At 39.3% G+C, this 21,939-nt stretch carries 17 protein-coding genes and 4 other annotated features; of the genes, 12 read left to right on the forward strand and 5 right to left on the reverse strand.

Annotated features, from left to right (window positions below; all coding sequences use genetic code 11):
* The first annotated feature begins 12 nt into the window (after window positions 1–12).
* From ACOMA7_RS05015 to ACOMA7_RS05050, 8 genes are all read left to right on the forward strand, one after another.
* A complete protein-coding gene (locus tag ACOMA7_RS05015) occupies window positions 13–1,329 on the forward strand; it encodes a C1 family peptidase (RefSeq protein ID WP_421392361.1) in 1,317 nt (438 codons plus the stop codon).
* A 14-nt stretch (window positions 1,330–1,343) separates the two neighbouring features.
* Window positions 1,344–2,669, forward strand: a complete 1,326-nt coding sequence (locus tag ACOMA7_RS05020; RefSeq protein ID WP_421392363.1) for a C1 family peptidase — start codon at window positions 1,344–1,346, stop codon at window positions 2,667–2,669.
* Between the two features lie 51 nt (window positions 2,670–2,720).
* Window positions 2,721–2,943, forward strand: a binding site (T-box leader).
* A gap of 49 nt (window positions 2,944–2,992) precedes the next feature.
* Window positions 2,993–3,221: a binding site (T-box leader), on the forward strand.
* A 304-nt stretch (window positions 3,222–3,525) separates the two neighbouring features.
* A complete protein-coding gene (locus ACOMA7_RS05025; protein WP_034530601.1) occupies window positions 3,526–4,827 on the forward strand; it encodes an argininosuccinate synthase in 1,302 nt (433 codons plus the stop codon).
* Window positions 4,817–6,217 carry an argininosuccinate lyase gene (gene argH / locus ACOMA7_RS05030; protein ID WP_301945852.1) on the forward strand — a complete coding sequence of 467 codons (1,401 nt, stop codon included), beginning with the start codon at window positions 4,817–4,819 and terminating at the stop codon, window positions 6,215–6,217. Before ACOMA7_RS05025 ends, argH begins: the two co-directional genes overlap by 11 nt.
* Complete coding sequence (locus tag ACOMA7_RS05035; RefSeq protein ID WP_421392366.1) at window positions 6,207–7,697, forward strand: ABC transporter substrate-binding protein/permease; 1,491 nt, start codon at window positions 6,207–6,209, stop codon at window positions 7,695–7,697. Before argH ends, ACOMA7_RS05035 begins: the two co-directional genes overlap by 11 nt.
* Complete coding sequence (locus ACOMA7_RS05040) at window positions 7,681–8,415, forward strand: amino acid ABC transporter ATP-binding protein (RefSeq protein ID WP_302467402.1); 735 nt, start codon at window positions 7,681–7,683, stop codon at window positions 8,413–8,415. Before ACOMA7_RS05035 ends, ACOMA7_RS05040 begins: the two co-directional genes overlap by 17 nt.
* Window positions 8,416–8,535: 120 nt before the next feature.
* Window positions 8,536–8,718, forward strand: coding sequence for a DUF6440 family protein (locus ACOMA7_RS05045; RefSeq protein ID WP_034530593.1), 183 nt, complete (start codon window positions 8,536–8,538; stop codon window positions 8,716–8,718).
* A gap of 18 nt (window positions 8,719–8,736) precedes the next feature.
* Window positions 8,737–9,093, forward strand: a complete 357-nt coding sequence (locus tag ACOMA7_RS05050) for a YisL family protein (RefSeq protein WP_041152689.1) — start codon at window positions 8,737–8,739, stop codon at window positions 9,091–9,093.
* Window positions 9,094–9,157: 64 nt separating this feature from the next.
* On the opposite strand, the gene metF is transcribed toward ACOMA7_RS05050, so the two are convergent.
* From metF to ACOMA7_RS05070, 4 genes are all read right to left on the reverse strand, one after another.
* Window positions 9,158–10,066, reverse strand: coding sequence for a methylenetetrahydrofolate reductase [NAD(P)H] (gene metF, locus ACOMA7_RS05055; protein WP_421392371.1), 909 nt, complete (start codon window positions 10,064–10,066; stop codon window positions 9,158–9,160).
* A 1-nt stretch (window position 10,067) separates the two neighbouring features.
* The gene (gene metE, locus ACOMA7_RS05060) at window positions 10,068–12,326 is read right to left on the reverse strand and encodes a 5-methyltetrahydropteroyltriglutamate--homocysteine S-methyltransferase (RefSeq protein WP_421392373.1); all 2,259 of its coding nucleotides are present in this window, start codon (window positions 12,324–12,326) and stop codon (window positions 10,068–10,070) included.
* Between the two features lie 70 nt (window positions 12,327–12,396).
* Window positions 12,397–12,639, reverse strand: a binding site (T-box leader).
* Window positions 12,638–13,420 carry a homoserine O-acetyltransferase/O-succinyltransferase family protein gene (locus ACOMA7_RS05065; protein ID WP_160184709.1) on the reverse strand — a complete coding sequence of 261 codons (783 nt, stop codon included), beginning with the start codon at window positions 13,418–13,420 and terminating at the stop codon, window positions 12,638–12,640. (Overlaps the previous feature by 2 nt.)
* Window positions 13,421–13,434: 14 nt before the next feature.
* Window positions 13,435–14,706, reverse strand: coding sequence for an O-acetylhomoserine aminocarboxypropyltransferase/cysteine synthase family protein (locus ACOMA7_RS05070; protein ID WP_160184708.1), 1,272 nt, complete (start codon window positions 14,704–14,706; stop codon window positions 13,435–13,437).
* An 809-nt stretch (window positions 14,707–15,515) separates the two neighbouring features.
* On the opposite strand from ACOMA7_RS05070, the gene ACOMA7_RS05075 reads away from it, so the two are divergent.
* On the forward strand, window positions 15,516–16,700 hold the full coding sequence (locus ACOMA7_RS05075) for a trans-sulfuration enzyme family protein (protein WP_421392377.1): 1,185 nt from the start codon (window positions 15,516–15,518) through the stop codon (window positions 16,698–16,700).
* 39 nt (window positions 16,701–16,739) lie between these two features.
* Complete coding sequence (locus ACOMA7_RS05080; protein WP_301945783.1) at window positions 16,740–17,933, forward strand: homoserine dehydrogenase; 1,194 nt, start codon at window positions 16,740–16,742, stop codon at window positions 17,931–17,933.
* Between the two features lie 36 nt (window positions 17,934–17,969).
* Here ACOMA7_RS05080 and ACOMA7_RS05085 read toward each other — a convergent pair whose 3' ends face one another.
* Window positions 17,970–18,359 carry a hypothetical protein gene (locus tag ACOMA7_RS05085; RefSeq protein WP_034530580.1) on the reverse strand — a complete coding sequence of 130 codons (390 nt, stop codon included), beginning with the start codon at window positions 18,357–18,359 and terminating at the stop codon, window positions 17,970–17,972.
* A 248-nt stretch (window positions 18,360–18,607) separates the two neighbouring features.
* Window positions 18,608–18,859 (forward strand) — a binding site (T-box leader).
* A gap of 218 nt (window positions 18,860–19,077) precedes the next feature.
* Here ACOMA7_RS05085 and ACOMA7_RS05090 point away from each other — a divergent pair.
* Together ACOMA7_RS05090 and ACOMA7_RS05095 are read left to right on the forward strand one after the other, a co-directional pair.
* Entirely contained in the window at window positions 19,078–20,265 is a 1,188-nt protein-coding gene (locus ACOMA7_RS05090; protein ID WP_301945784.1) for a metal-dependent hydrolase family protein, read from the forward strand.
* A gap of 12 nt (window positions 20,266–20,277) precedes the next feature.
* The gene (locus tag ACOMA7_RS05095; protein ID WP_421392382.1) at window positions 20,278–21,900 is read left to right on the forward strand and encodes a peptide ABC transporter substrate-binding protein; all 1,623 of its coding nucleotides are present in this window, start codon (window positions 20,278–20,280) and stop codon (window positions 21,898–21,900) included.
* Window positions 21,901–21,939 lie beyond the last annotated feature (39 nt).

The following is a 21,939-nucleotide window of genomic DNA, read 5'->3' on the forward strand; positions in this document are numbered from 1 at the left end:
GGGGTGTAATTAATGGCTCATACTAAGTTAACGCAAGAGTCCTTTGATGCAATGCGCGAAAAATATGATAATGATCCAAAAAACAAGGTATTACAACGTTCCGTTATGAAAAACGGCATCAACAATACCGCCAAAGATAACCGAGTAGTGGCCAAATTAAACCACACATACTCCGTAGAAATCGATACTGGTAAGGTATCAAACCAAAAACGTTCGGGTCGTTGCTGGCTATTCTCATTGTTAAACGTTTTAAAACATGACTTTGCGAAACGCTACGACGTAAAGGACTTTGAACTATCACAAAGTTACCTATTCTTCTGGGATAAGGTAGAACGTGCCAACATCTTTTACGATCGCATTATCGATACTGCTGATAAGCCTTTCGATGATCGTGAACTTCGTTGCTACTTAGCTGCACCGGGTGCAGATGGTGGTGAATGGGGCATGGCCGTTGCACTAGTTCAAAAGTATGGTGTAATGCCAACTTCAGCCTTTCCTGAAAGTAACGTAACCGAAGATACATCCGATTTAAAGGAAGTATTGAACCGTAAGTTACGTCGTGACGCAATGGTGTTACGCGACATGATTCATGCCGGAAAAAGTGATGCTGAAATCGCCGAAAAACGTAAGGAAATGCTAAAAGAAGTTTACAAAATTGCTGGTTTCGCATGTGGTGTTCCACGTGAAACATTTACCTTTGAATACCGTGATGACAAGCAAAACTACCATGTAGATGCAGACGTCACACCTAAACAATTCTTCGATAAATACTTCGAAATTGATTTGGATGATTACGTTGTTTTGGGTAACTATCCTAACCGTAAGATGGAACAATTATTCCGCAACAAGTCCGGTCAAAATGTTGTTGGTGGTCGCCAAGTTGAATTCTTAAACATGCCAATGGACGTGCTAAAAAACGCTGCCATTGCGCAATTAAAGGATGGTGAAACTGTCTGGTTTGCCAACACCGTGACCGAACAATCAGACCGTCAAAACGGTCTATTAGACGATGATTTATACCGACGTTGCGAATTATTCGATATCGACATGAACATGGACAAGGCACAACGTTTGGATTACTACGACAACATTCCTAACCACGCGATGACACTTACTGGTGTCGACATTATCGATGACAAACCAACTAAGTGGAAGGTCGAAAACTCATGGGGTGAAAAGGTCGGCGAAAAGGGTTACTTCGTAATGGCTGATAACTGGATGGACAATAACGTCTTCGAAGTGATCGTTAATAAGAAGTACCTAACCGATTCACAAAGACAATTACTAGAACAAACCCCAGTCGATTTAGACCCTTGGGCAGCGGTATAAGGAGGACGTAGATAATGACTGAAACAAAAATTACCGAACAAGATCTAAAAGAATTACGTGCGGCCTACGAAGAAAATCCTACCAATGCGATTTTGGAAAGAACCGTAACACAAAATGGAATTGGCAATGTTTCATACGATGAAACCGCCACTGAAAAACTAAATCCCGTCTTTTCTGTTGAAGTGAAAACTGGTAAGGTGTCAAATCAAAAACAATCAGGTCGTTGCTGGATGTTTGCGTTATTAAACACCTTAAAGCACCAATTTGGCGCTAAGTACAACGTTAAAGATTTCGAACTATCACAAAACTATCTATTCTTCTGGGATAAGATTGAACGTGCTAACATCTTTTACGACCGCATCGTAAACACTGCGGACAAGCCACTAGATGACCGTACCGTTCAATACTTCCTAGAAGTGGGACCAGGTGCAGATGGTGGTCAATGGGCGATGGCCGTAGCATTAGTTCAAAAATACGGTGTTGTGCCAACCACTGCCTTTAGTGAAACCAACGTTTCCGAAAGTACCGGTGATTTGAAATCAATTTTGAATTACAAGCTAAGAAGCGATGCGTTCAAACTACGTAACATGGTAAACGACGGTGTGTCTGAAGAAGACATCCATGATGCTAGAGAACAAATGCTAGCCGAAGTTTACAAGATTGCTGCGTACTCACTTGGTGTACCGCCAAAGACTTTTGACTTTGAATACAGGGATGATAACGATAATTACCACATTGATCGTGACTTAACCCCTAAGGCATTCTATGAAAAGTACCTATCAGATGCTGATTTAGACGATTACGTTGTCCTAAGTAACTCTCCTGACAAGGAATACGACAAGATGTATCGCTTATCAGCGCAAGAAAACGTCGTTGATGGTAGAAAGATTGAATTCTTGAACCTACCAATGGAAGACCTAAAAAATGCCGCAATTGCGCAATTAAAGGACGGTCAAGCCGTTTGGTTCGCTAACGACATTGCGCGTCAATCTGACCGTAAAAAAGGCTTCCTATCTGAAAATCTATACCATTACGACGAACTTTTTGACGTTGATCTATCAATGAGCAAAAAAGAACGTCTACAATATCATGAAGCTTGCGTTTCACACGCCACTGCATTAACTGGTGTCGATTTAGTCGATGAAAAACCAACTAAATGGAAAGTGGAAAATTCATGGGGATCAAAGAATGGTGTCAATGGATATTTCATCATGGATGATGGTTGGATGAACGAATATGTATACGAAATTGTAATAAATAAAAAATATTTATCTAATGATAAAACCGCGCTACTAAGCCAATCTGCGGTCGAATTAGCCCCTTGGGATTCATTAGAATAAAATTAAAGTGTTGCAATTTTTCTAAGAAGGTATTAATATAAGTGACAATCAAATAAGACGTTGAACAGGAATTTTAATTATTGAGTGTTTCACAGGAAGCTCACGGTTATGAGAGTGAGTAGCACGGTAGTTAAATCGTACCTGAGAGTCATTTTTCGAAATGAGTAGAAAAAATCGTTGGCGGCGTTAACGCTGAAGTTATTACAACTTCTCGAGCTAGTATTCGTGAGAATGCTAGGAATTGAGGTGGCACCGCGATTTATTCGTCCTCTTGGATATCTTATCCAAGAGGATTTTTTTATACCCAAAAATAAATATTAATTTTAAAAACAGTGATTAGGAATTTTAGTTAATTCAGTCATTTACAGAGAACTTAGCAAAGCCGGGTGAGAGCTAAGGATGACATTAATTAAATCGTACCTATGAGTTTGAATTCGAAATGAGTAGAATTCACCGTTAACGCGTTATCGTTAAAGTTTGAAAGAACTTTATGAGCTGATGTTCGTGAGAATGTCAGAAACTGAGGTGGAACCACGATTAGTCGTCCTCTAGGATTTATTCCTAGGGGACTTTTTTTATATAAATATTTGCATGATGATCAAGAATTTAATCAAACCAATCATTTACAGAGAAATTAACATTGATGAGAGTTAATAATGACATTTGATTAATCGTACTTGTGAGTGAGCTTCGAAATGAGTAGAAGCAAACGTCGGCGGCGTTAACGCGGAAGTCATTGACTTTATGAGCTAGCATTCGCGAGGGTGTTAGGAAGTGAGGTGGTACCGCGGTTACATCGTCCTCTATAGAAATTAAAATTTCGTTGTTTATATACAAAAAAAGGAGGATGTTTCACATGAAACAATCAAAGAAAATCGTTTTAGCATATTCCGGAGGATTAGATACATCAGTTTCAATCGCATGGTTAATCGAACAAGGTTTTGACGTAATTGCCTGCTGCATTAACGTAGGTGAAGATTACGGAGAACATAAAGATTTAAACCAAATTAAAGAAAAAGCATTAAAGGTTGGTGCCATCAAGTCATACGTTGTTGATGCACTAGACGAATTCGCTGAAGACTTCCTACTAACTGCATTAGACGCTAACGCAATGTATGAAGGCGAATACCCATTGAGCTCAGCTCTATCTCGTCCTTTAATGAGTCAAAAGCTAGTTGAAATTGCTCACCAAGAGGGTGCCGAATACATCTGTCACGGTTGTACCGGTAAAGGAAACGACCAAGTTCGTTTCGACGTAGCTATCCATTCTCTAGATCCAAAATTGACAGTGGTTACTCCAGTTCGTCAATGGCACTGGAACAGAGAAGAAGAAATCGAATTTGCTAAGAAACACAATATCGATATTCCAATTGATTTAGATTCTCCATACTCAATCGACGCCAACATCTGGGGACGTGCTAACGAATGTGGTGTCCTAGAAAATCCATGGAACCAAGCTCCAGAAGATGCCTTCGATATTACTAAACCAATCGAAGAAACACCTGACCAACCAGAATTCATGGACATCACTTTCAAACAAGGTAAACCAGTCGCAGTTAACGGCGTTGAAATGAGCTTCGTTGACGTTATCAAAAAGGTTAACATCGCAGCCGGCGAACACGGTGTCGGTCGTATCGATCACATCGAAAACCGTTTAGTTGGAATCAAATCCAGAGAAGTATACGAAGCACCGGGTGCTACCGTATTACTAAAGGCCCACAAGGCAATGGAAAACCTAACTATGGAAAGAGATTTAGCTCACTTCAAGCCAATGATTGAACAACAAATCGCTAACCTTACTTACAACGGTTTATGGTTCTCACCATTAATGAAGTCATTAAAGGCATTTATCCAATCATCACAAGACACAGTGAGTGGAACAGTTAAGGTTAAGCTATTCAAGGGTAACGTTTACGTAGTCGCTTCTAAGTCAGAAGAATCACTATACGATGAAGACCTAGCTACTTACACTGCAGCCGATTCATTCGATCAAAATGCTTCGGTTGGTTTCATTAAACTATGGGGACTACCTACTCAAGTCGCATCACAAGTAAAACAAAAGAACCTACAAAAGAACTTCATGAAAGACGTTATGAAGACACAAACAAAGGAAAAGGTACTAGTTGAAAACAAGTTAGAAGGTGAATCTGATGAGTGAGAAACTATGGGGCGGTCGTTTTAACGGCGACGCCAATGACTTATTCTTGAGGCTCGGCGCCTCAATCAATGTTGATATCAAGATGGCAAACGAAGACATCGAGGGATCAATCGCTCATGCCACCATGTTAAGCCACGTTGGTATCATCACAGAGGCCGAAAAAGACCAAATCGTGAATGGTTTAAAAGAGATTAAAGAAGAATTCAATGAAGGAAAACTTCATTTTAGTTACCAAAACGAAGACATTCATATGAACGTCGAAACAGTGCTAACCGAAAAAATCGGTGCTGTCGCTGGAAAGCTTCACACCGCTCGCTCAAGAAACGATCAAGTGGCACTAGATTTTCATTTATATCTAAAGAAACGTCTACCACAAATCATGGCACTAATTAGGAGTTTTCAAAGTGAATTGGTTAACCTAGCCGACGAAAATTTAGAAACCATCATGCCGGGCTACACTCATTTACAACACGCTCAACCAATCTCATTTGCCCATTACCTAATGGCCTACTACGAAATGTTAGACCGTGATTATGACAGGTTCGAATTCAACCAAAAGCATACCAACATGTCACCAATTGGTGCTGCCGCTCTTGCGGGAACAACTTTCCCAATCGATCCTCATTTCACCGCTAATGAGTTAGGTTTAGATGCACCTTACAACAACTCCATCGATGCCGTATCAGATAGGGACTTTGCGATTGAATTTCTAAGCAATGCTTCTATTCTAATGATGCACTTATCAAGACTATGCGAAGAAATTTGCTTATGGTCTAGCTACGAATTCAAGTACGTCGAACTATCAGACGCATTCAGTACTGGAAGTTCAATCATGCCACAAAAAAAGAACCCCGACATGTGTGAACTAATTAGGGGTAAAACCGGAGTGGTATACGGTCACCTAAACGCCTTACTAGCAACGATGAAATCATTGCCACTGGCATACAACAAGGATCTCCAAGAAGACAAAGCTGGCGTGTTTGATACAGTCGAAAACATCGAACCGATCCTACAATTAATGACCGAAATGATTGCGACAATGCAGGTCAATAAGGAATTGATGTTACAAGCGGTCGAAAAGGACTTTTCAAACGCAACTGAATTAGCTGATTACCTATCAGCCAAAGGATTACCATTTAGACAAGCTCACCGTATCGCAGGTGAATTAGTCGCCAAATGCATAAACGAAAATTGCTACTTACAGGATCTATCATTAGAACAACTACATAACTATTCAGACTTGTTTGAAGAAGACATCTACGAAGATTTGAAACCACACGTCGCAATTCAAAGAAGAAAGAGTTATGGGTCAACCGGTTTTAATGAAGTCCATAAACAGATTGAAAAAGCGAAAGAAAAACTAAAGGGAGAAATGAATCATGAAGAATAAAATGAAACATTCCGTGTTAATTACTATGTTGCTAATGATTGCAACACTATTCGTGACAGCATTCACTGTTCCAAGTGTTCAAGCATCAGCTTCCGATAACTCACTACAACAAATTAAGCAAAAAGGTTACATTGTAATGGGAACCGCCCCAGATTATCCTCCATACGAATTTATTGGAAAAGATAACGGTGGTTCAAAGGTCTACGGTGCCGATATCGAATTAGGTAAGGCCATCGCCAAGGACTTAGGAGTAAAACTAAAGGTTAAATCAATGGGATTTGATTCACTACTAGTTGCGCTTCAAACCAAAAAGGTTGATATGGTTATTGCAGGGATGAACGAAACCCCTGAAAGAGCCAAAAGTGTCGACTTCAGTAAGACTTACTACTCATCAGGATTGAGTCTGGTATTAAACAGTGCTGACGACAAGAAAATCAAGTCATACAAGGATCTTCAAGGTAAGACCATCGGTGCTCAAATCGGATCAGTACAATACGACGCTGTGAAGAAGGGTATCAAGAACATTAACTTAAAGGGAATGGAAAACATCAACGATTTAATCCTTGCTTTGAAGTCAGGAAAAATTCAAGCCATTCCGCTAGACACTGCCGTAGCTCAAGCCTACGCAGCCCACAACCCAGGTCTAAAGATTATTGATGCTAAGATGCCTGGTCAAGAAAGTCAAAACAAGATTGCCTTCTTCAAGGGTGCTACTAGTCTAGAAAACGCCGCTAACAAGACAATTGATAAGGTTAACAAAGATAACCTATACACCAAGAAATTCGTTCCAGAAGCCGCAAAACACATCACTAACAACAAGTCACAATCACAATTTGAAACAATGTGGCAATACAAGAACTTCTTTATCTCAGGTATCGAATACACAATGATCATCTCAGTGGTATCAGTATTCTTCGGTATCATCTTAGGAATTATCTTTGCGCTAATGAGATTAAGTCACAACTGGCTATTACACTCAATCGCCGTTTGCTACATCGAATTCATTCGTGGAACACCTCAATTAGTTCAAATTATGTTCATCTACTTTGGTCTAGGTACCATCGTTAACGTTCCAGCCTTAACTTCAGGAATCATCGCGATTTCCATTAACTCTGGAGCCTACGTCGCCGAAATCATTAGAGGGGGAATTAATTCTATCTCTGATGGTCAAAGCGAAGCCGCATTATCACTTGGTCTATCCAAGAAACAATCAATGCAATACATCGTGTTACCACAAGCCTTCAAGAACATCTGGCCTGCACTTGGTAACGAACTAGTAACTTTGATCAAGGATAGTTCACTAGCATCCGTAATTGGGGTTGGAGAACTAATGTATCAAATGAGAGCTGTCCAAGCTGATACCTACTTAGGTGTCGCACCAATCGCTGTCATTATGGTCATTTACTTCGTAATTACATTTACAATTTCTAGAATCATGAAACACTTAGAAGGGAAGATTAGCCATGGAACCAATGATTAAAATTGAAAATTTAACCAAAAAATTCAAAAATAATACCATCTTTTCTGACATCAATGCTGAAGTGCACAAGGGTGAAGTAATCTCACTTTTAGGACCTTCTGGTGCCGGTAAGAGTACTTTCCTTCGTTGCATTAACATGCTAGGTGAACCAACTTCTGGAAAGATTCTATTGGATGGTAAAGACCTAGTAAGTAGTTCTGAAAAGGAACTAATTCAATTAAGAACCCACATCGGAATGGTGTTCCAAAGCTTTAACTTGTTTGAAAACAAGACAGTTATCGATAACATCACACTAGCACCCATCAAGGTTAAGGGCATGAGTAAGGAAGACGCTGAAGCTAAGGCGCATGAATTACTTAAGACCGTTGGCCTAGATGACAAGGCAAACGTTTATCCAGACAGTCTATCAGGTGGACAAGCACAACGTATCGCAATCGTACGTGCGCTAGCCATGGATCCTGAAGTAATTCTATTCGATGAACCAACCTCAGCATTGGACCCTGAAAAAGTCGGTGAAGTACTAAGTGTGATGCAAGACTTAGCTAAGAAGGACATGACCATGATTATCGTTACTCATGAAATGGAATTCGCTAAGAATGTTTCAGACGAAATTTGGTTTATGGATGAAGGAAAGATTCAAGAAAAACAAGCTCCAAAAGATTTCTTCTCAAATCCTAAAACCCCTAACGCCCAACGTTTTTTAAGTAAAATGATTTAATCTGTTTATAAATACGTAAAAAGACCAACATAAATGTTGGTCTTTTTGATTATTCTCATTTTATTTTGTACAATAAAGCTAAACATGACACATTTTGAATTAATCCGAGGAGGAAATCAATTGTCTAAACGTTTTAAACTAGTAGAAGAATCATTTACAGGAGTATCCATATACATCGATCAAAGAACCGGTGTTGAATATGGTGGATACGGCAGTACATTAACACCACTACGCAACCCTGACGGAACTTTGTTTGTTGATGAATCTGAAATTGATCAAGATTACGAACACAAAGAAAAATAAACGGGGGAATATGAAACCATGTTTTTATGGATTCACTTAATTTTTGCGGTACTACTAATCGCTTTGGTGATTACCGCGCTATGCAAAAAGAATAACTTTAAGCCTTACATGATGGCTACTAGAGTATCTTATCTAGTCTTCATCGTAACGGGAATTGTACTATTTAGTAAAGCCTTTGAACGCGATGCCATGTTCACGATTTTGAAGGTTTTATCAGCCATTTTCTTAATTGGCTTGATTGAAATGGCCTATGCTCAAAAGACTAAAAAGTCGTTAACTGTTGGATTGGTAATGAGCCTAATCTTAGTTTTCGCACTAGTGATTGTGATTGGATTAATCGTCGCTGGCGGTCGTCCTTTCATTCATTTTATTTAAATATTATTATCGCAGATTCTACGTATCTAAAAAGAGAGTGAACAAGTATGTTCACTCTCTTTTTTTATTGATTGTCGCTGCCAGATAGGGATGGATGTTGGAGTTGATAGCTGGTTGCTTCAAATAAGGAATGGGTTGCTTCCCAAATCTTTTTAGCGACGTAGGTGTTATTCATGGTGTATAGGTGAATGCCATCGACGCCGTTGGCGACCAAATCAACGATTTGATCGACCGCATAGGCGATTCCGGCATCACGCATTGCTTCTTTGTTGTTGGCGTATTTATTCATGATGTCGACGAATTTTTTCGGCATTTCTAGTCCCGACAATTCTGTAATGTGTTTAATCTGATTGCAGTTAGTACAGGGCATGATGCCGACTTCGACTGGCACGTTGATTCCGGCCAGTTGCAAACGTTGACGAAAGTCGTAGAACGCTTGATTATCAAAGACCATTTGGGTGATTAAATGACCGACACCGTTGTCTACTTTTTCTTTTAAATGAAGGGTATCATCCACTAAATCGACTGATTCGGGATGCTTTTGGGGGTAGCAGGCACCGGTGATATCAAAATCACCTTGTTGTTTGATAAATTCTGCCAATTCAGAAGCGTGATTAAAGTCACCGACCGGCGTTTCGTCCGGGTTAATGTCACCACGAAGGGCTAATACGTTATTAATGTTGTGTTGCTTTAATTGTTTTAAGAAATCGGCAACGTCTTTTTTGGAACGATAGATTCCTGGAATGTGGGCCATGGCAGGAATGTTCAAATCGTTTTGAATCATGCTGGATAGCTCCAAAGCATTGTTATTTTGTGATCCACCGGCACCTAAGGTAATGGAAATGAAATCTGGTTTGATTCGTTTAATCCCGGTAAGGGCGTTCACTAATTTTTTGGTTCCTTCCGGTGTCTTGGGTGGGTACACCTCAAGTGAGAACACCGTTTTGTTCTTGAATGTATCTTTTAAACTCATGTTATCCCAACTCTCCGCGTTTTTGTTGAACAGCGGCGATGAAGTTCTTTAGACTAGCGAATGATTCTGATTCACCACGGGTCTTTAGACCACAGTCCGGGTTGATCCAAACCTTGCTTTCGTGAAGTTTAGCTAGGATGTCACTGATAACGTTGTAGATTTCAGATTGACTAGGGACACGTGGAGAGTGAATATCGTAAACTCCAGGGCCGACTTCTGTTTCAAAGTTATTTGCTTTTAATTTATCGATGATTGATAAATCAGAACGTGATGCTTCGAATGAAATAACATCGGCATCCATGTTATCGATGGCTTTGATGATGTCGTTAAATTCGCTGTAGCACATATGAGTGTGGATTTGAGTAGTTGGTTGGACTTTACTGTGAACCAATTTGAATGCTGGAATTGCCCAGTCTAGGTATTCCTTGTACCAGTCACTCTTACGTAGTGGAAGCTTTTCACGTAGGGCGGCTTCATCGATTTGAATAATCTTGATGCCGTGTTTTTCAAGATCTAATACTTCATCTTGGATTGCTAAGGCAATTTGGGTTACTGATTCCTTTGCAGGGATATCTTCACGTGGGAATGACCAGTTGAAGATAGTAACGGGACCTGTAAGCATTCCCTTAACCGGTTTGTCGGTTAAGCTTTGGGCATATGTAGAAGCAGCAACTGTGATTGGGTTTCTACGACTAACGTCACCCCAGATGATTGGTGGTTTAACGGCACGGGTACCGTATGATTGAACCCAAGCCTTTTTGGTAAATGCAAAACCTTCTAGGTTTTCACCGAAGTATTCCACCATGTCGTTTCGTTCATATTCACCGTGGACTAAGACGTCAAAACCGGCTTCTTCTTGCCATTCGATGATGCGCTTAATCTTGTCCTTGTTGAATTGATCGTATTGATCCTTATCGATTTCATGATGCTTGTATAGTGAACGGTTCTTTCTAACATCCTTGGTTTGTGGGAATGAACCGATGGTAGTAGTTGGTAAATCTGGTAAGTGGAATTCTTCTTTTTGGATGGTTTCACGTTCAGCACGACTTGGTAATCTGGTGTAATCATCATCAGATAAGTCAGCGATACGTTTTGTCACGGCTGGATCCTTTGGATGGTTAACGTTCTTGAATAATGCTTTGTTTGCATCCAATAGTTCAGTGTTGCCATTGAAGAAGATTTCGTCTAGGTCGTGTAATTCGTCTAGCTTTTGGTATGCGAAGGCTAAGTGTTGTTTTAGTTCAGGGTCTAGATCGGTTTCGTTATCAACGGTGTATGGAACATGTAGTAGTGAACAAGAAGTTGAAATTACGATGTTTTTAACCGGTAGGCTCTTTAGTAATTCAATGGTCTTCTTGTATTCGTTACGCCAGATGTTTTTACCATTAACGACCCCAGCGAATAATACTTTGTTGTCGTCAAAACCGTGTTTAGCGATTAAATCAGCGGTTTGTTTACCTTCTAGGAAGTCTAAACCAATACCGTCGAATGGTAATTTAACTAAATCTTCATAGATATCACGAACATCACCGAAGTATGTTTGAAGATTAATCTTGAACTCATGAGGAATAGCTAGGATGCGAGTGTATAGGTCATCGAATAGCTTCTTGTCGTCAGCACTTAGATCAAAAACTAGTGATGGTTCATCGATTTGTAGCCATTTTATGTCGATGGCATTTAGGCGAGAGAAGATTTCCTTGTATGCTTCAACGATTGGTTCGATAAAGTCTTCGGCTGATTTTTTACCAACGTAGCGGCTTAGCTTTAGGATGGTGAATGGACCGATTAATGAAGCCTTTACGTTACTGTGTTTGGCAGCTGCCTTTTTTACATCGTCGAAGAATCTAGTTTCCACTAGTTTAATTTCTGTATCATCGTCGATTTCTGGGACAATGTAGTGGTAGTTGGTGTTGTACCATTTCTTCATTGGTAGAGCCTTAACGGAATGGTTATCGTCTTGGTAACCACGGGCTTGGGCGAAGTATTCGTCTAATTGGTTCAATCCTAAATCGGCATAACGTTTAGGAGTGATGTTCAATAGGGTAGCGGCGTCTAAGACATTATCAAAGAATGAGAAGTCACCGGCACTGATTAGGCCTAACTTGGCATCTTCTTGAATTTGCCAATTCTTTTCTTTTAGTTCATCGGAAATCTTTAGTAGTTCTTCTTGATCGATTTCTTTCTTCCAATATTTTTCTGTAGCGCGTTTTAATTCGCGGTTTTCTCCAATTCGTGGGAATCCAATAATGCTTGTACTCATAATGTTACCTCCTCAGGTAAATAAAAATTTATTTAGCGGGTGAATAAAAAAATCCCGCAGTCTATGTAGACTACGGGACGAAATCTTCGTGTTACCACCCTGATTTTGTAATACATCGCTGCATTACACTCAATAAGTACTTCCTAAGAAATACTTCTACGCGATAACGGGCGTACCCGAACATCGTTTGTCAAAGACTCACGGTGATAGATAATTCCTAGACCATTTTCAGTTTCCTTGCGTGCTTTGTCTCATCGTAATCAAAGCTCTCTGTGAACGTTTAAAAACCTACTTATCTGCTCAATATCTACTTATTTAGATGATGTAAATTGGTTTAACCAATTGATGTAAAAGGTGGTGGCATCCGTATGCCAGGAGTTGATGGGATGATTCTGATTATCAAAGTAGTTACTTGGTTTTTTAGTATCCAAACCCTTTTTGACATCGCGGAAATACTCATCAGCTAAAGTTTTCGTCCCGTATTCAAGATGACCAGTGACGTAGTATGAATTAGTGTTTGAATCGAAAATTAAGGTGGCGCCGATGGTGTCGTTTCCGGCTAACACGGTTGCCTTAACGTTATTTTTCGGAATCGTGAAGTAACGTGATTGAGGCATTGTAATGCCATTGGTTGTATAGACCCCGTAAATCTTTTGGTCCAACTGTTGCCCGGTTAAAATGCCATCGATGGTTCCGGCAGCCCAGGCGGCCCAGCAACTGAATAGGCAGGTGTCGACGTGGGTCTTACGCCAGTTGATAAAATCAACGAATTCATTCCAGTAATCGACCTCATTAAAGTGCTTTCTGTCTAGTGGGGCGCCGGTAACGATTAATGCATCAAAGTGATGGTTGAAAACATCTTTGGTTGTTACGTATTTTTCGATGATTTCTGGATCGAAGTGTTTGATGTGGTGACTGGCCATGCGACAGAAGTTTAAATTGATGTTTAGGTCGGTTTGTTGAAGCAAATCGATAATTTGGTGTTCAGTCTCAAGCCGATTGGGCATTAGGTTTAGCACCAAAATACTTAGGGCATCATCAATTTTTTGATGACTATTTTGTGAATAGCCAGATAGGATGTTGATACAACCCATAGGACTTACCTCCTTTAAATTTTCGCGAAAGCTTGTTTCAAATCGTCAATAATGTCGTCAGCGTTTTCAATTCCAATTGAAATTCTGATTAAGTCAGGTGTAATTCCAGCTTCTTTTAATTCTTCTTCGTTTAGTTGAGCGTGAGTGGTTGAAGCGGGGTGAATGATTAGTGATTTTGCGTCACCAACGTTGGCTAGTAGTGAGAATAGGTTTAAGTTTTCAATTAACTTCTTACCAGCTTCTTCACCACCGGTTAGCCCGATTGTGAAGATTGATCCGACACCCTTAGGAAAACTCTTCTTGGCTTGTTCGTAGTACTTGCTGGATGGTAGTTCAGGGTACTTAATCCAAGCGACCTTATCGTTGTTAGATAAGAAATCGATGACCTTACGGGTGTTTTCAACGTGTCTTGATACTCTAAGTGACAATGTTTCTAGACTTTGAATTAATAAGAATGAGTTGAATGGACTAATTGCACCACCGGTATCACGAAGGATTTCGGCTCTCACCTTGGTGGTGAATGCACCTGGTTTCAAGTCGGCAAATACTAATCCGTTGTAGTGGGTATCTGGGGTTGTGAAACCAGGATAGCGACCGCTTGTACGATAGTCGAACTTACCATTTTCAACGATAATGCCACCCATTGTGGTACCGTGACCACCGATGAACTTAGTTGCGGATTCAACGACAACGTCGGCACCGTGATCTAGTGGACGGTATAGGTAAGGGGATGCGAATGTGTTATCGACAATCAATAACAGGTCATGTTTATGAGCGATGTCTGCGATTGCTTCGATATCACTTAGGTTGATATCCGGGTTACCAATTGTTTCTAGGTATAACGCCTTGGTATGGTCGTTAATTTCTTTTTCGAAGTTTTCTGGATTATCAGAATCAACGAAGTGAGTGGTAATTCCTAACTTAGGTAATGTGGCGTTAAATAGGTTGTATGTTCCACCGTATAATGTTCCGGCTGAAACGATTTCGTCACCTTGGCCAGCAATGTTGGTGATGGCGGCGTGAATTGCTGCGGCACCAGATGCTAAAGCAACGGCACTAGTTCCATTTTCCAGTGCAGCCACACGTTTTTCGAAAACGTCGGTGGTTGGATTGGTTAAACGAGTGTAGATGTTACCTGGATCGGTTAAGGCAAAACGACCAGCAGCTTGAGCTGCATCTTTAAAGATATATGAACTGGTTTGATAAATCGGTACGGCACTGGCACCTGTCTCATCAATGTGTTGACCTGCGTGAATCTGTAAAGTTTCAAATTTATCTGTACTCATAAAACATTCCTCCTAAATTTTGGTAACAAAAAAAGCTCTCGCTCCATGTATAACTAAATACATGGGACGAAAACTTCCGCGGTACCACCCAACTTCGCTCTATTATCACTAATAAAGCCTCAACGACACTAACATGTCTGGGAAGGTATCGGTTCCTACCGGATTTCTAGCTTGCACTATCGATCATGACTCAGAGCTCATCTGTGACTCACAATCAATTGCACCTTTTCACTATCCGATGCTCACTTTGAATCGATCGTTTTGAGTTACTCTTCTCTTCAACGTCTGAATTATTTAAGTTGTTTTGAATGATAGACCTAGTTTTTTCTAATGTCAACAGTTAAATTAAAATTTTATTAGAAAAAGATTAATAAAAATATTTTTCAAAAAGTTTATATACTATCTTTTAGACCGTTTTTGTGTACCAAAAATTAAAATATCTGGTTTGACAAACAAATTTTAACGAGTAAACTTCGAGACAATCAAAACAACCAAAAAACTTTGCAGAGATGAGTAAGATTTATAAGCCTCAATAAGAGAGCCGATGGATGGTGAAATTCGGTGTGGTGGAGAATCTGAAAATGGTCTTTGATTACAGTAATTAGGCGATCTTTGGTAAGTCTAATTCGGGTGCGCCCGTTACCGCGTCAGAGTATCTTAATCATCTGACCTCTATGACTAACGTACTTGTTGAGAAGTAGCCAGTGATGTCTACTTGAAATCAGGGTGGTAACACGTGCCGACGTCCCGTAGTCTTTTTGAGACTGCGGGACTTTTTTATTTCTTAAATTTAGAAAGGATGATTGATTATGACAGGATTTAACACTAAATTAGTCTACGGAAAAGGGCTAAACAATCTTCACGATAACTGTACGGGCGCAGTGAATGTTCCATTATACCAATCCACTACATATGCCTTTAAAGATATCGATGGGGAAAACAAATATGACTATTCACGTTCTTTGAACCCCACAAGAGAGTACTTAGAAGATCAAATTGCATGCTTGGAAGATGCTAAACATGGCTTTGCTTATGCATCCGGAAGTGCCGCCATTCATGCGGTTTTCACTTTATTTAAACCGGGTAATCACATCGTCGTTAGTAAGAATATCTACGGTGGAACTTTCCGTTTGATTAACGACTATTTGAAAAATTTGGATATCGAATTTACCCAAGTGGATACACAGGATTTATCCGACGTCGAAAGTGCGATTAAGCCTAATACCAAGGCGATTTACTTCGAAACCATCGACAATCCATTCATGAAGGTTACCAGTGTTAAACATATCGCGGAAATTGCCCACAAACATGGCATTTTCACAATCGTTGATAACACATTTTTAACCCCATATTTACAACAAGCATTGAATTTGGGTGCAGACATTGTCATCCATTCAGCTACTAAATATCTGGGTGGTCACTCCGACGTGATTGCCGGCCTCGTTGTTACTAATAACGATGAAGTAGCCGATAAATTATATTTTTGTCAAAACGCAGTTGGTGGCATCTTAGCACCAGAGGACTGTATGTTAGTAATTCGCGGAATTAAGACATTATCTGTCCGTCTGGATAGGCATATTCAAAATGCCCAAAAAGTACTGGAATATTTAGATTCTAAGACTGATGAAATTAAACACATTTATTATCCTGGTCGTGCTGGCAATGAGACCGACGAAATTGCTAGAACCGAACTAAATGGATACGGTGGCGTTATTACTTTTGAGCTAAATGACAACGTTGATCCTAAAGTATTTGTGAACAGTCCAGAATTAATCTGGTTAGCCGTAAGTTTAGGATCCGTTGAAAGTTTAATCGAACTTCCATACTACATGACTCATGCCGAATTACCGGTTGAAGAAAGAAACAAGGTTGGTATCACTCCGCAACTAGTTCGTTTATCAGTTGGACTAGAAGATCCAGAGGACTTGATTGCTGATTTAGAGCAAGCTTTTGCTAAGGCGAAAAAATTAACCGCGGTAGAATCTGCGAAATAAGATATAATAAAGCCAAAGCAAAAAAAGGAGGCTTGCACTATGAAAATTGCAATCTTAGGTCACGGTACCGTCGGAAGTGGAGTCTTAAAGATTATTCAAGACAGCGCTTTGCATCCATTTGAAAAAGATTTATCAGTCAAATATGTATTTGTTCGTCCAGAAAAAGTTGATCAAAACGAATTATTTGTGGATGATTACTCAACGATTTTAAATGATGAAGAAGTCGATGTAGTCGTGGAAGTACTAGGTGGACTAGAACCAGCTAAGACAATGATCATCGATGCGTTAAAACATGGCAAGAACGTTGTGACAGCTAACAAAGCGGTCGTAGCGAGAAACTTGAAGGAATTTGATGAAATCGCTGAAGAAAATGGTGTAAAGTTCTACTTTGAATCAGCCGTTGGTGGTGGAATTCCTTGGATTATTAATTTGGAAAGAGCACTTCGCATCGACCAAATTGATTCGATTCACGGAATCCTAAACGGAACTAGTAACTACATTTTGGATACTATGACAAAGACTGGTCAAAGTTTCGATAAAGTCCTAAAAGATGCTCAAGACTTAGGATACGCAGAAGCCGATCCGAGTGCAGATATCGATGGATACGACATCGAAAATAAATTATGTATTAGTGTGGACATTGCCTATAACACCTTTGTGAAACCAGGTGACCACCTATTAAAATTCGGGATTAGAAATATTACCGATGAGGATATTAAGTACTTTAAAAAACACAATTTAATCGTGAAATTACTAGGTCGTAGTTTCAAGAAAAACAACAGTTTTAACTTTGTGGTTGAACCAACTTTATATACCCCCGGACAAATCGAAGCCGGAATCCATGATAACTACAATTTCGTCGGGTTACGTGGAACTACCATCGGTAAGCTAACCTTTAATGGTCAAGGTGCGGGTGAATTTCCAACTGCCCACGCGTTAGTGCAAGATATCTTAGACTTAAAGGCCAACAATGTGCACTTAAAACGTGATTTTAACGAAGAATTTTCTTTGGATAACACTACCAAGCAAAAGAATTATGTCGTTAGAACCAGTGCAGATTTAGAATCAAAACTACCAGAATATGACATTCAAAAAGACGGTAATTACTACCATATTGCCGCAATTGATACTCAAAAGATTCATGATGTTGTTAATGAATTATCCAGTGATGATAAGGGCATTTTCTTTGCCTGTATCAGTGGTGGAGCATACAATCCATGGATTGAAAAATAAAAAGAGCGCCTATATTAGGCGCTCTTATTTGTTTTCTTATTCAAAATCTTGTAATGCAAGTTCTGCATATGTTAGACGGGCGAAAGTATCATCAGTTGATACACCAGCGTTTTCGAACATGTTTGCGAATAAAACATATTTTGGTTGATCGCTGTATTCACCAGTGATTTCAATCAAACGTTGTAGTTGATTGGTACGGTTTGCTAAATCATCGATGTGGTTTAGTTCCAAATCGTTCTTAGCTGCATCGTAAATAATTTTGTAAGCTTCGGTATTAGTTAATAAATCTAATGCCTTAACTTGTTTCATAAAGTTATCAAATTGTGCATCTGATAATTGTTCTTTAACGTAATGTAAATCAACGATTTCATCGCTAAAGTCTTTTGCCCATTCGTTAATAATAGGTCTTAGTTGTATGTCTGACATTGTTAAAAAATCCTCTCCTAATTCAGATAATGCGTTTAGATTATTCTAGTACAAACATCTAAAAACGTGTGTAGTTTTTTCATTTATAATGTCATTAAATGGGGGTTACAGAAAAAATTTCATGTAACACCTATGATAGTATCTCACATAAGGGATACTAATTGCAAAAATATAGAAATATTTACGAAAAATTAGACTTTTAGTTTGACAATTATTATAAAAGGATTAGAATACGATTAAAGATAAATACAAAAGCGAAGAATAGAAAGAGTAATTTCGGACCACGTTTTTAGAGAGATTCCGTTTGGTGAAAGGGATTAACAATGTTTGAAATGAAAATCATCTATGAGCTGCCAGGCAAATAAAGTAGTCTCGGCTGGGAATTCCCATTACAGAATCTGCAAATCAACGGGTTTGTTTGAGATATATCGTTTATCTTTATAAAATTAATTTTGAATCGGTATAACAAAAAGGTGGTACCGCGCGCAAGCGCCCTTTATTTCGTGTATGCGAAATTGGGGCGCTTTTTTATTTGCTCAATTTAAGGAGGTGATGGAAATGAAATCAGACATTAGTGGCATTTTAAATGCGAATCGTAACTAGTTTAAATTTTTACAATAACGCCAATATCAGGCGGTAAACATACATAGTTTTAAGAAAACTGCAGTTGCTATCTATGATTTATCCCTTGAGGTGTTAACTTTAGGAGGATTTAATCATGAGTAAAACTCTATATACAAACTTCAATTTATTTAACGGATTTGAAGATAAGACATACAAAGACACATCAATGTTAGTTGATGAAGACACCGGAAAGTTTTTAGCATTCGGTGAAGACGCGACAAAACGAGACAGTGACAAACAAGTTGATCTAAAAGGTCAATTCGTAATGCCAGGATTGGTAAATTGTCACACCCACATCACTTTAGACTCAGATACAGCCGATGGAAATCCTGACGCTGATCAAACTACCGCAACAGTGCGCGCGGTTGACAGTCTAAGAGCTTTACTTAAATCAGGGGTTACATATGTAAGAGAATGCGGTAGCCTTTATGGTTTAGATGCAACATTAGCTAAACTACAAAGAACAAATAAATTGACTAAGGTGCCTGAAATGATGGCATCTGGTCGAGCTTTGACTATGACTGGTGGACACGGGGATGCACCTCATAGTGGAGTGACCGTCGATTCTCCAGACGAAATGAGAAAAGCGGTTAGAAATAATTTTAAAAATGGTGCCCAATGTACCAAGGTCATGGCTACCGGTGGTGTAATGTCACCTGGTGACTACATGGACGAAGCCCAATTAACCTTAGAAGAACTAAAGGTTGCCGTATACGAAAGCCACAACAAGCACGCCGTAGTTGCAGCTCATGCCGAAGGTAATCCCGGAATCATGAACGCCATCAAAGCGGGAGTTGATTCAGTGGAACATGGTTTTTATGTTAACGATGAAGAAATCGCATTGATGAAAGAACATAATACCTACCTAACACCTACCCTAGTTTCCGCATGGTGCATCGCCGAATACGGTAAAGACACACTTCCAAAGTGGGAACTAAACAAACTTTTGAATGCCTTAAACGACATCTACAAAAACGTTCGCCACGCTAAGGAAAGTGGTGTAAAGGTTACCTTAGGGACAGACGCTGGTACACCTTACAACGATTTTTCTAAGACACCGGTTGAATTTCAATTGATGGTCGAAAAAGAAGGCTTCACTAATTTTGAAGCATTATCTACTTCAAGACATTCAGCGGAACTAATGCACTTGGATGATTATGGAACATTGGAAGCCGGCAAGTATGCCGATTTCTTAGTTCTAGAAAACGATCCATTGGCAGACGTTAAAGCCGTTCAACAAGCAGATAAATCTGTATATAAACTTGGCCAAAAGGTGTACTAGGGGGAATCTAATATGAAAAAATCAAAATTATTACTACTACCATTTTTAGCAACAGTCACATTATCACTTGCAGCATGTGGTAATTCATCAGCCCAATCAAAGGGTGCGAAGAATCAATCATTAAACTGGATGCAAAACGCGAATCTAATCACTTTGGATCCATCAAAATGTGTTGATATCACTAGTTCTACAACATTAAATAATGTCGATAGAGGTCTCTTCTTTAGTCCATCAGCCAACAAATATGAATATGGTGTGGCTAAGAGCATGAAGGTATCAAAAGATGGAAAGACATATACATTTGATTTAAGAAAATCAAAATGGAGCAATGGTGACCCTGTTACTGCCGCCGACTTCGTTTATGGTTTCCAAAGAACTGTCGATCCAAAGACCGCTTCTCAAGATTCATATCTAATGGATCACTTACTTAACTACAAAGAAGTTAGTACCGGTAAACTAAGTCCCGACAAACTAGGGGTTAGTGCACCAAATAAATACACTTTCGTGGTTAAATTATCATCACCACAAACATACTTTAAGAAACTTTTGCCTAGTTCCGCCTTCTTCCCACAAGATAAAAAGGTCGCTGTTAAGTACGGAAAAAAATACGGTACTTCAAGCAGCACACAAGTATACAACGGACCATTTACCGTTACTGGCTGGACAGGAACCAACGATTCTTGGACATTGGCTAAGAACGAAAATTATTACGATGCCTCAACTGTTCGTTTGAACAAGGTAAACATGAAGGTTGTTAAGGACCAACAAACTGGTCTAAATGAATATCAAACTGGTTCATTGGACGAACTTTCACTTTCTGGAAAACAACAAGTAAAGAACTTCAAAGGTTCTAAAGAATTACATACGTACAAAACTATGTATTCAAACTATTTAGAATTAAATGAACAAAAAGATCCTGAATTTAAGAACTTAAAACTAAGAGAAGCACTATCTTTAGCAATCGATAGAAAAGACTATGTAACAGATGTATTAGGGGATGGCTCAAACCCAACCAAGGGATTTGTTGCTGATGGTCTAGCTAACTACAAGGGCAAGGATTATGCGGCGGCAGCATATGTAAAAGGAACTGCTGATTACAACTTAGACAAAGCTAAGAAGCTATGGAAGGAAGGACTAAAAGAAGTCGGTAAGAAGTCTTTGAACCTAACCTTAACCTACGACGATACCGATGTTGCTAAGGCAACAACTGAATACTTACAAGCCGAATTCCAAAAATTACCTGGATTGAAAGTAAGCAACGTTAACCTTCCTCGCCAACAAAGAATCTCAAGATTATTTAGCAGCAACTTTGATCTAGTAGTAACTGGATGGGACCCAGGTTATGCTGATCCAATCTCAGCCTTGAGCATCAGAACATCAAATAGTTCAATCAACTTTAGTAAGTGGCAAAATGCTGAATTTGATAACTACATCAACAAGTCAAACACTGTAGACGCTAATAACCCAGCTAAGAGATGGGATGATTTAGTTAAAGCAGGTAAGCTAGTAAACAAAGAAGTAGGTGCGGTACCTTTCTACCAAACATCTAACCCAGTTGCATTAAAGACTAACGTTAAGGGTGTTACATTTAACCCAGTTGGTAGTTGGGACTTCTCACATGGTTATGTAGAATAACCAAATAAAAAAAGACCTAGAAATCTAGGTCTTTTTTAG

The sequence above is a fragment of the Apilactobacillus intestinapis genome, from assembly GCF_049166695.1.
GTDB classification, from domain to species: Bacteria; Bacillota; Bacilli; order Lactobacillales; family Lactobacillaceae; genus Apilactobacillus; species Apilactobacillus kunkeei_C.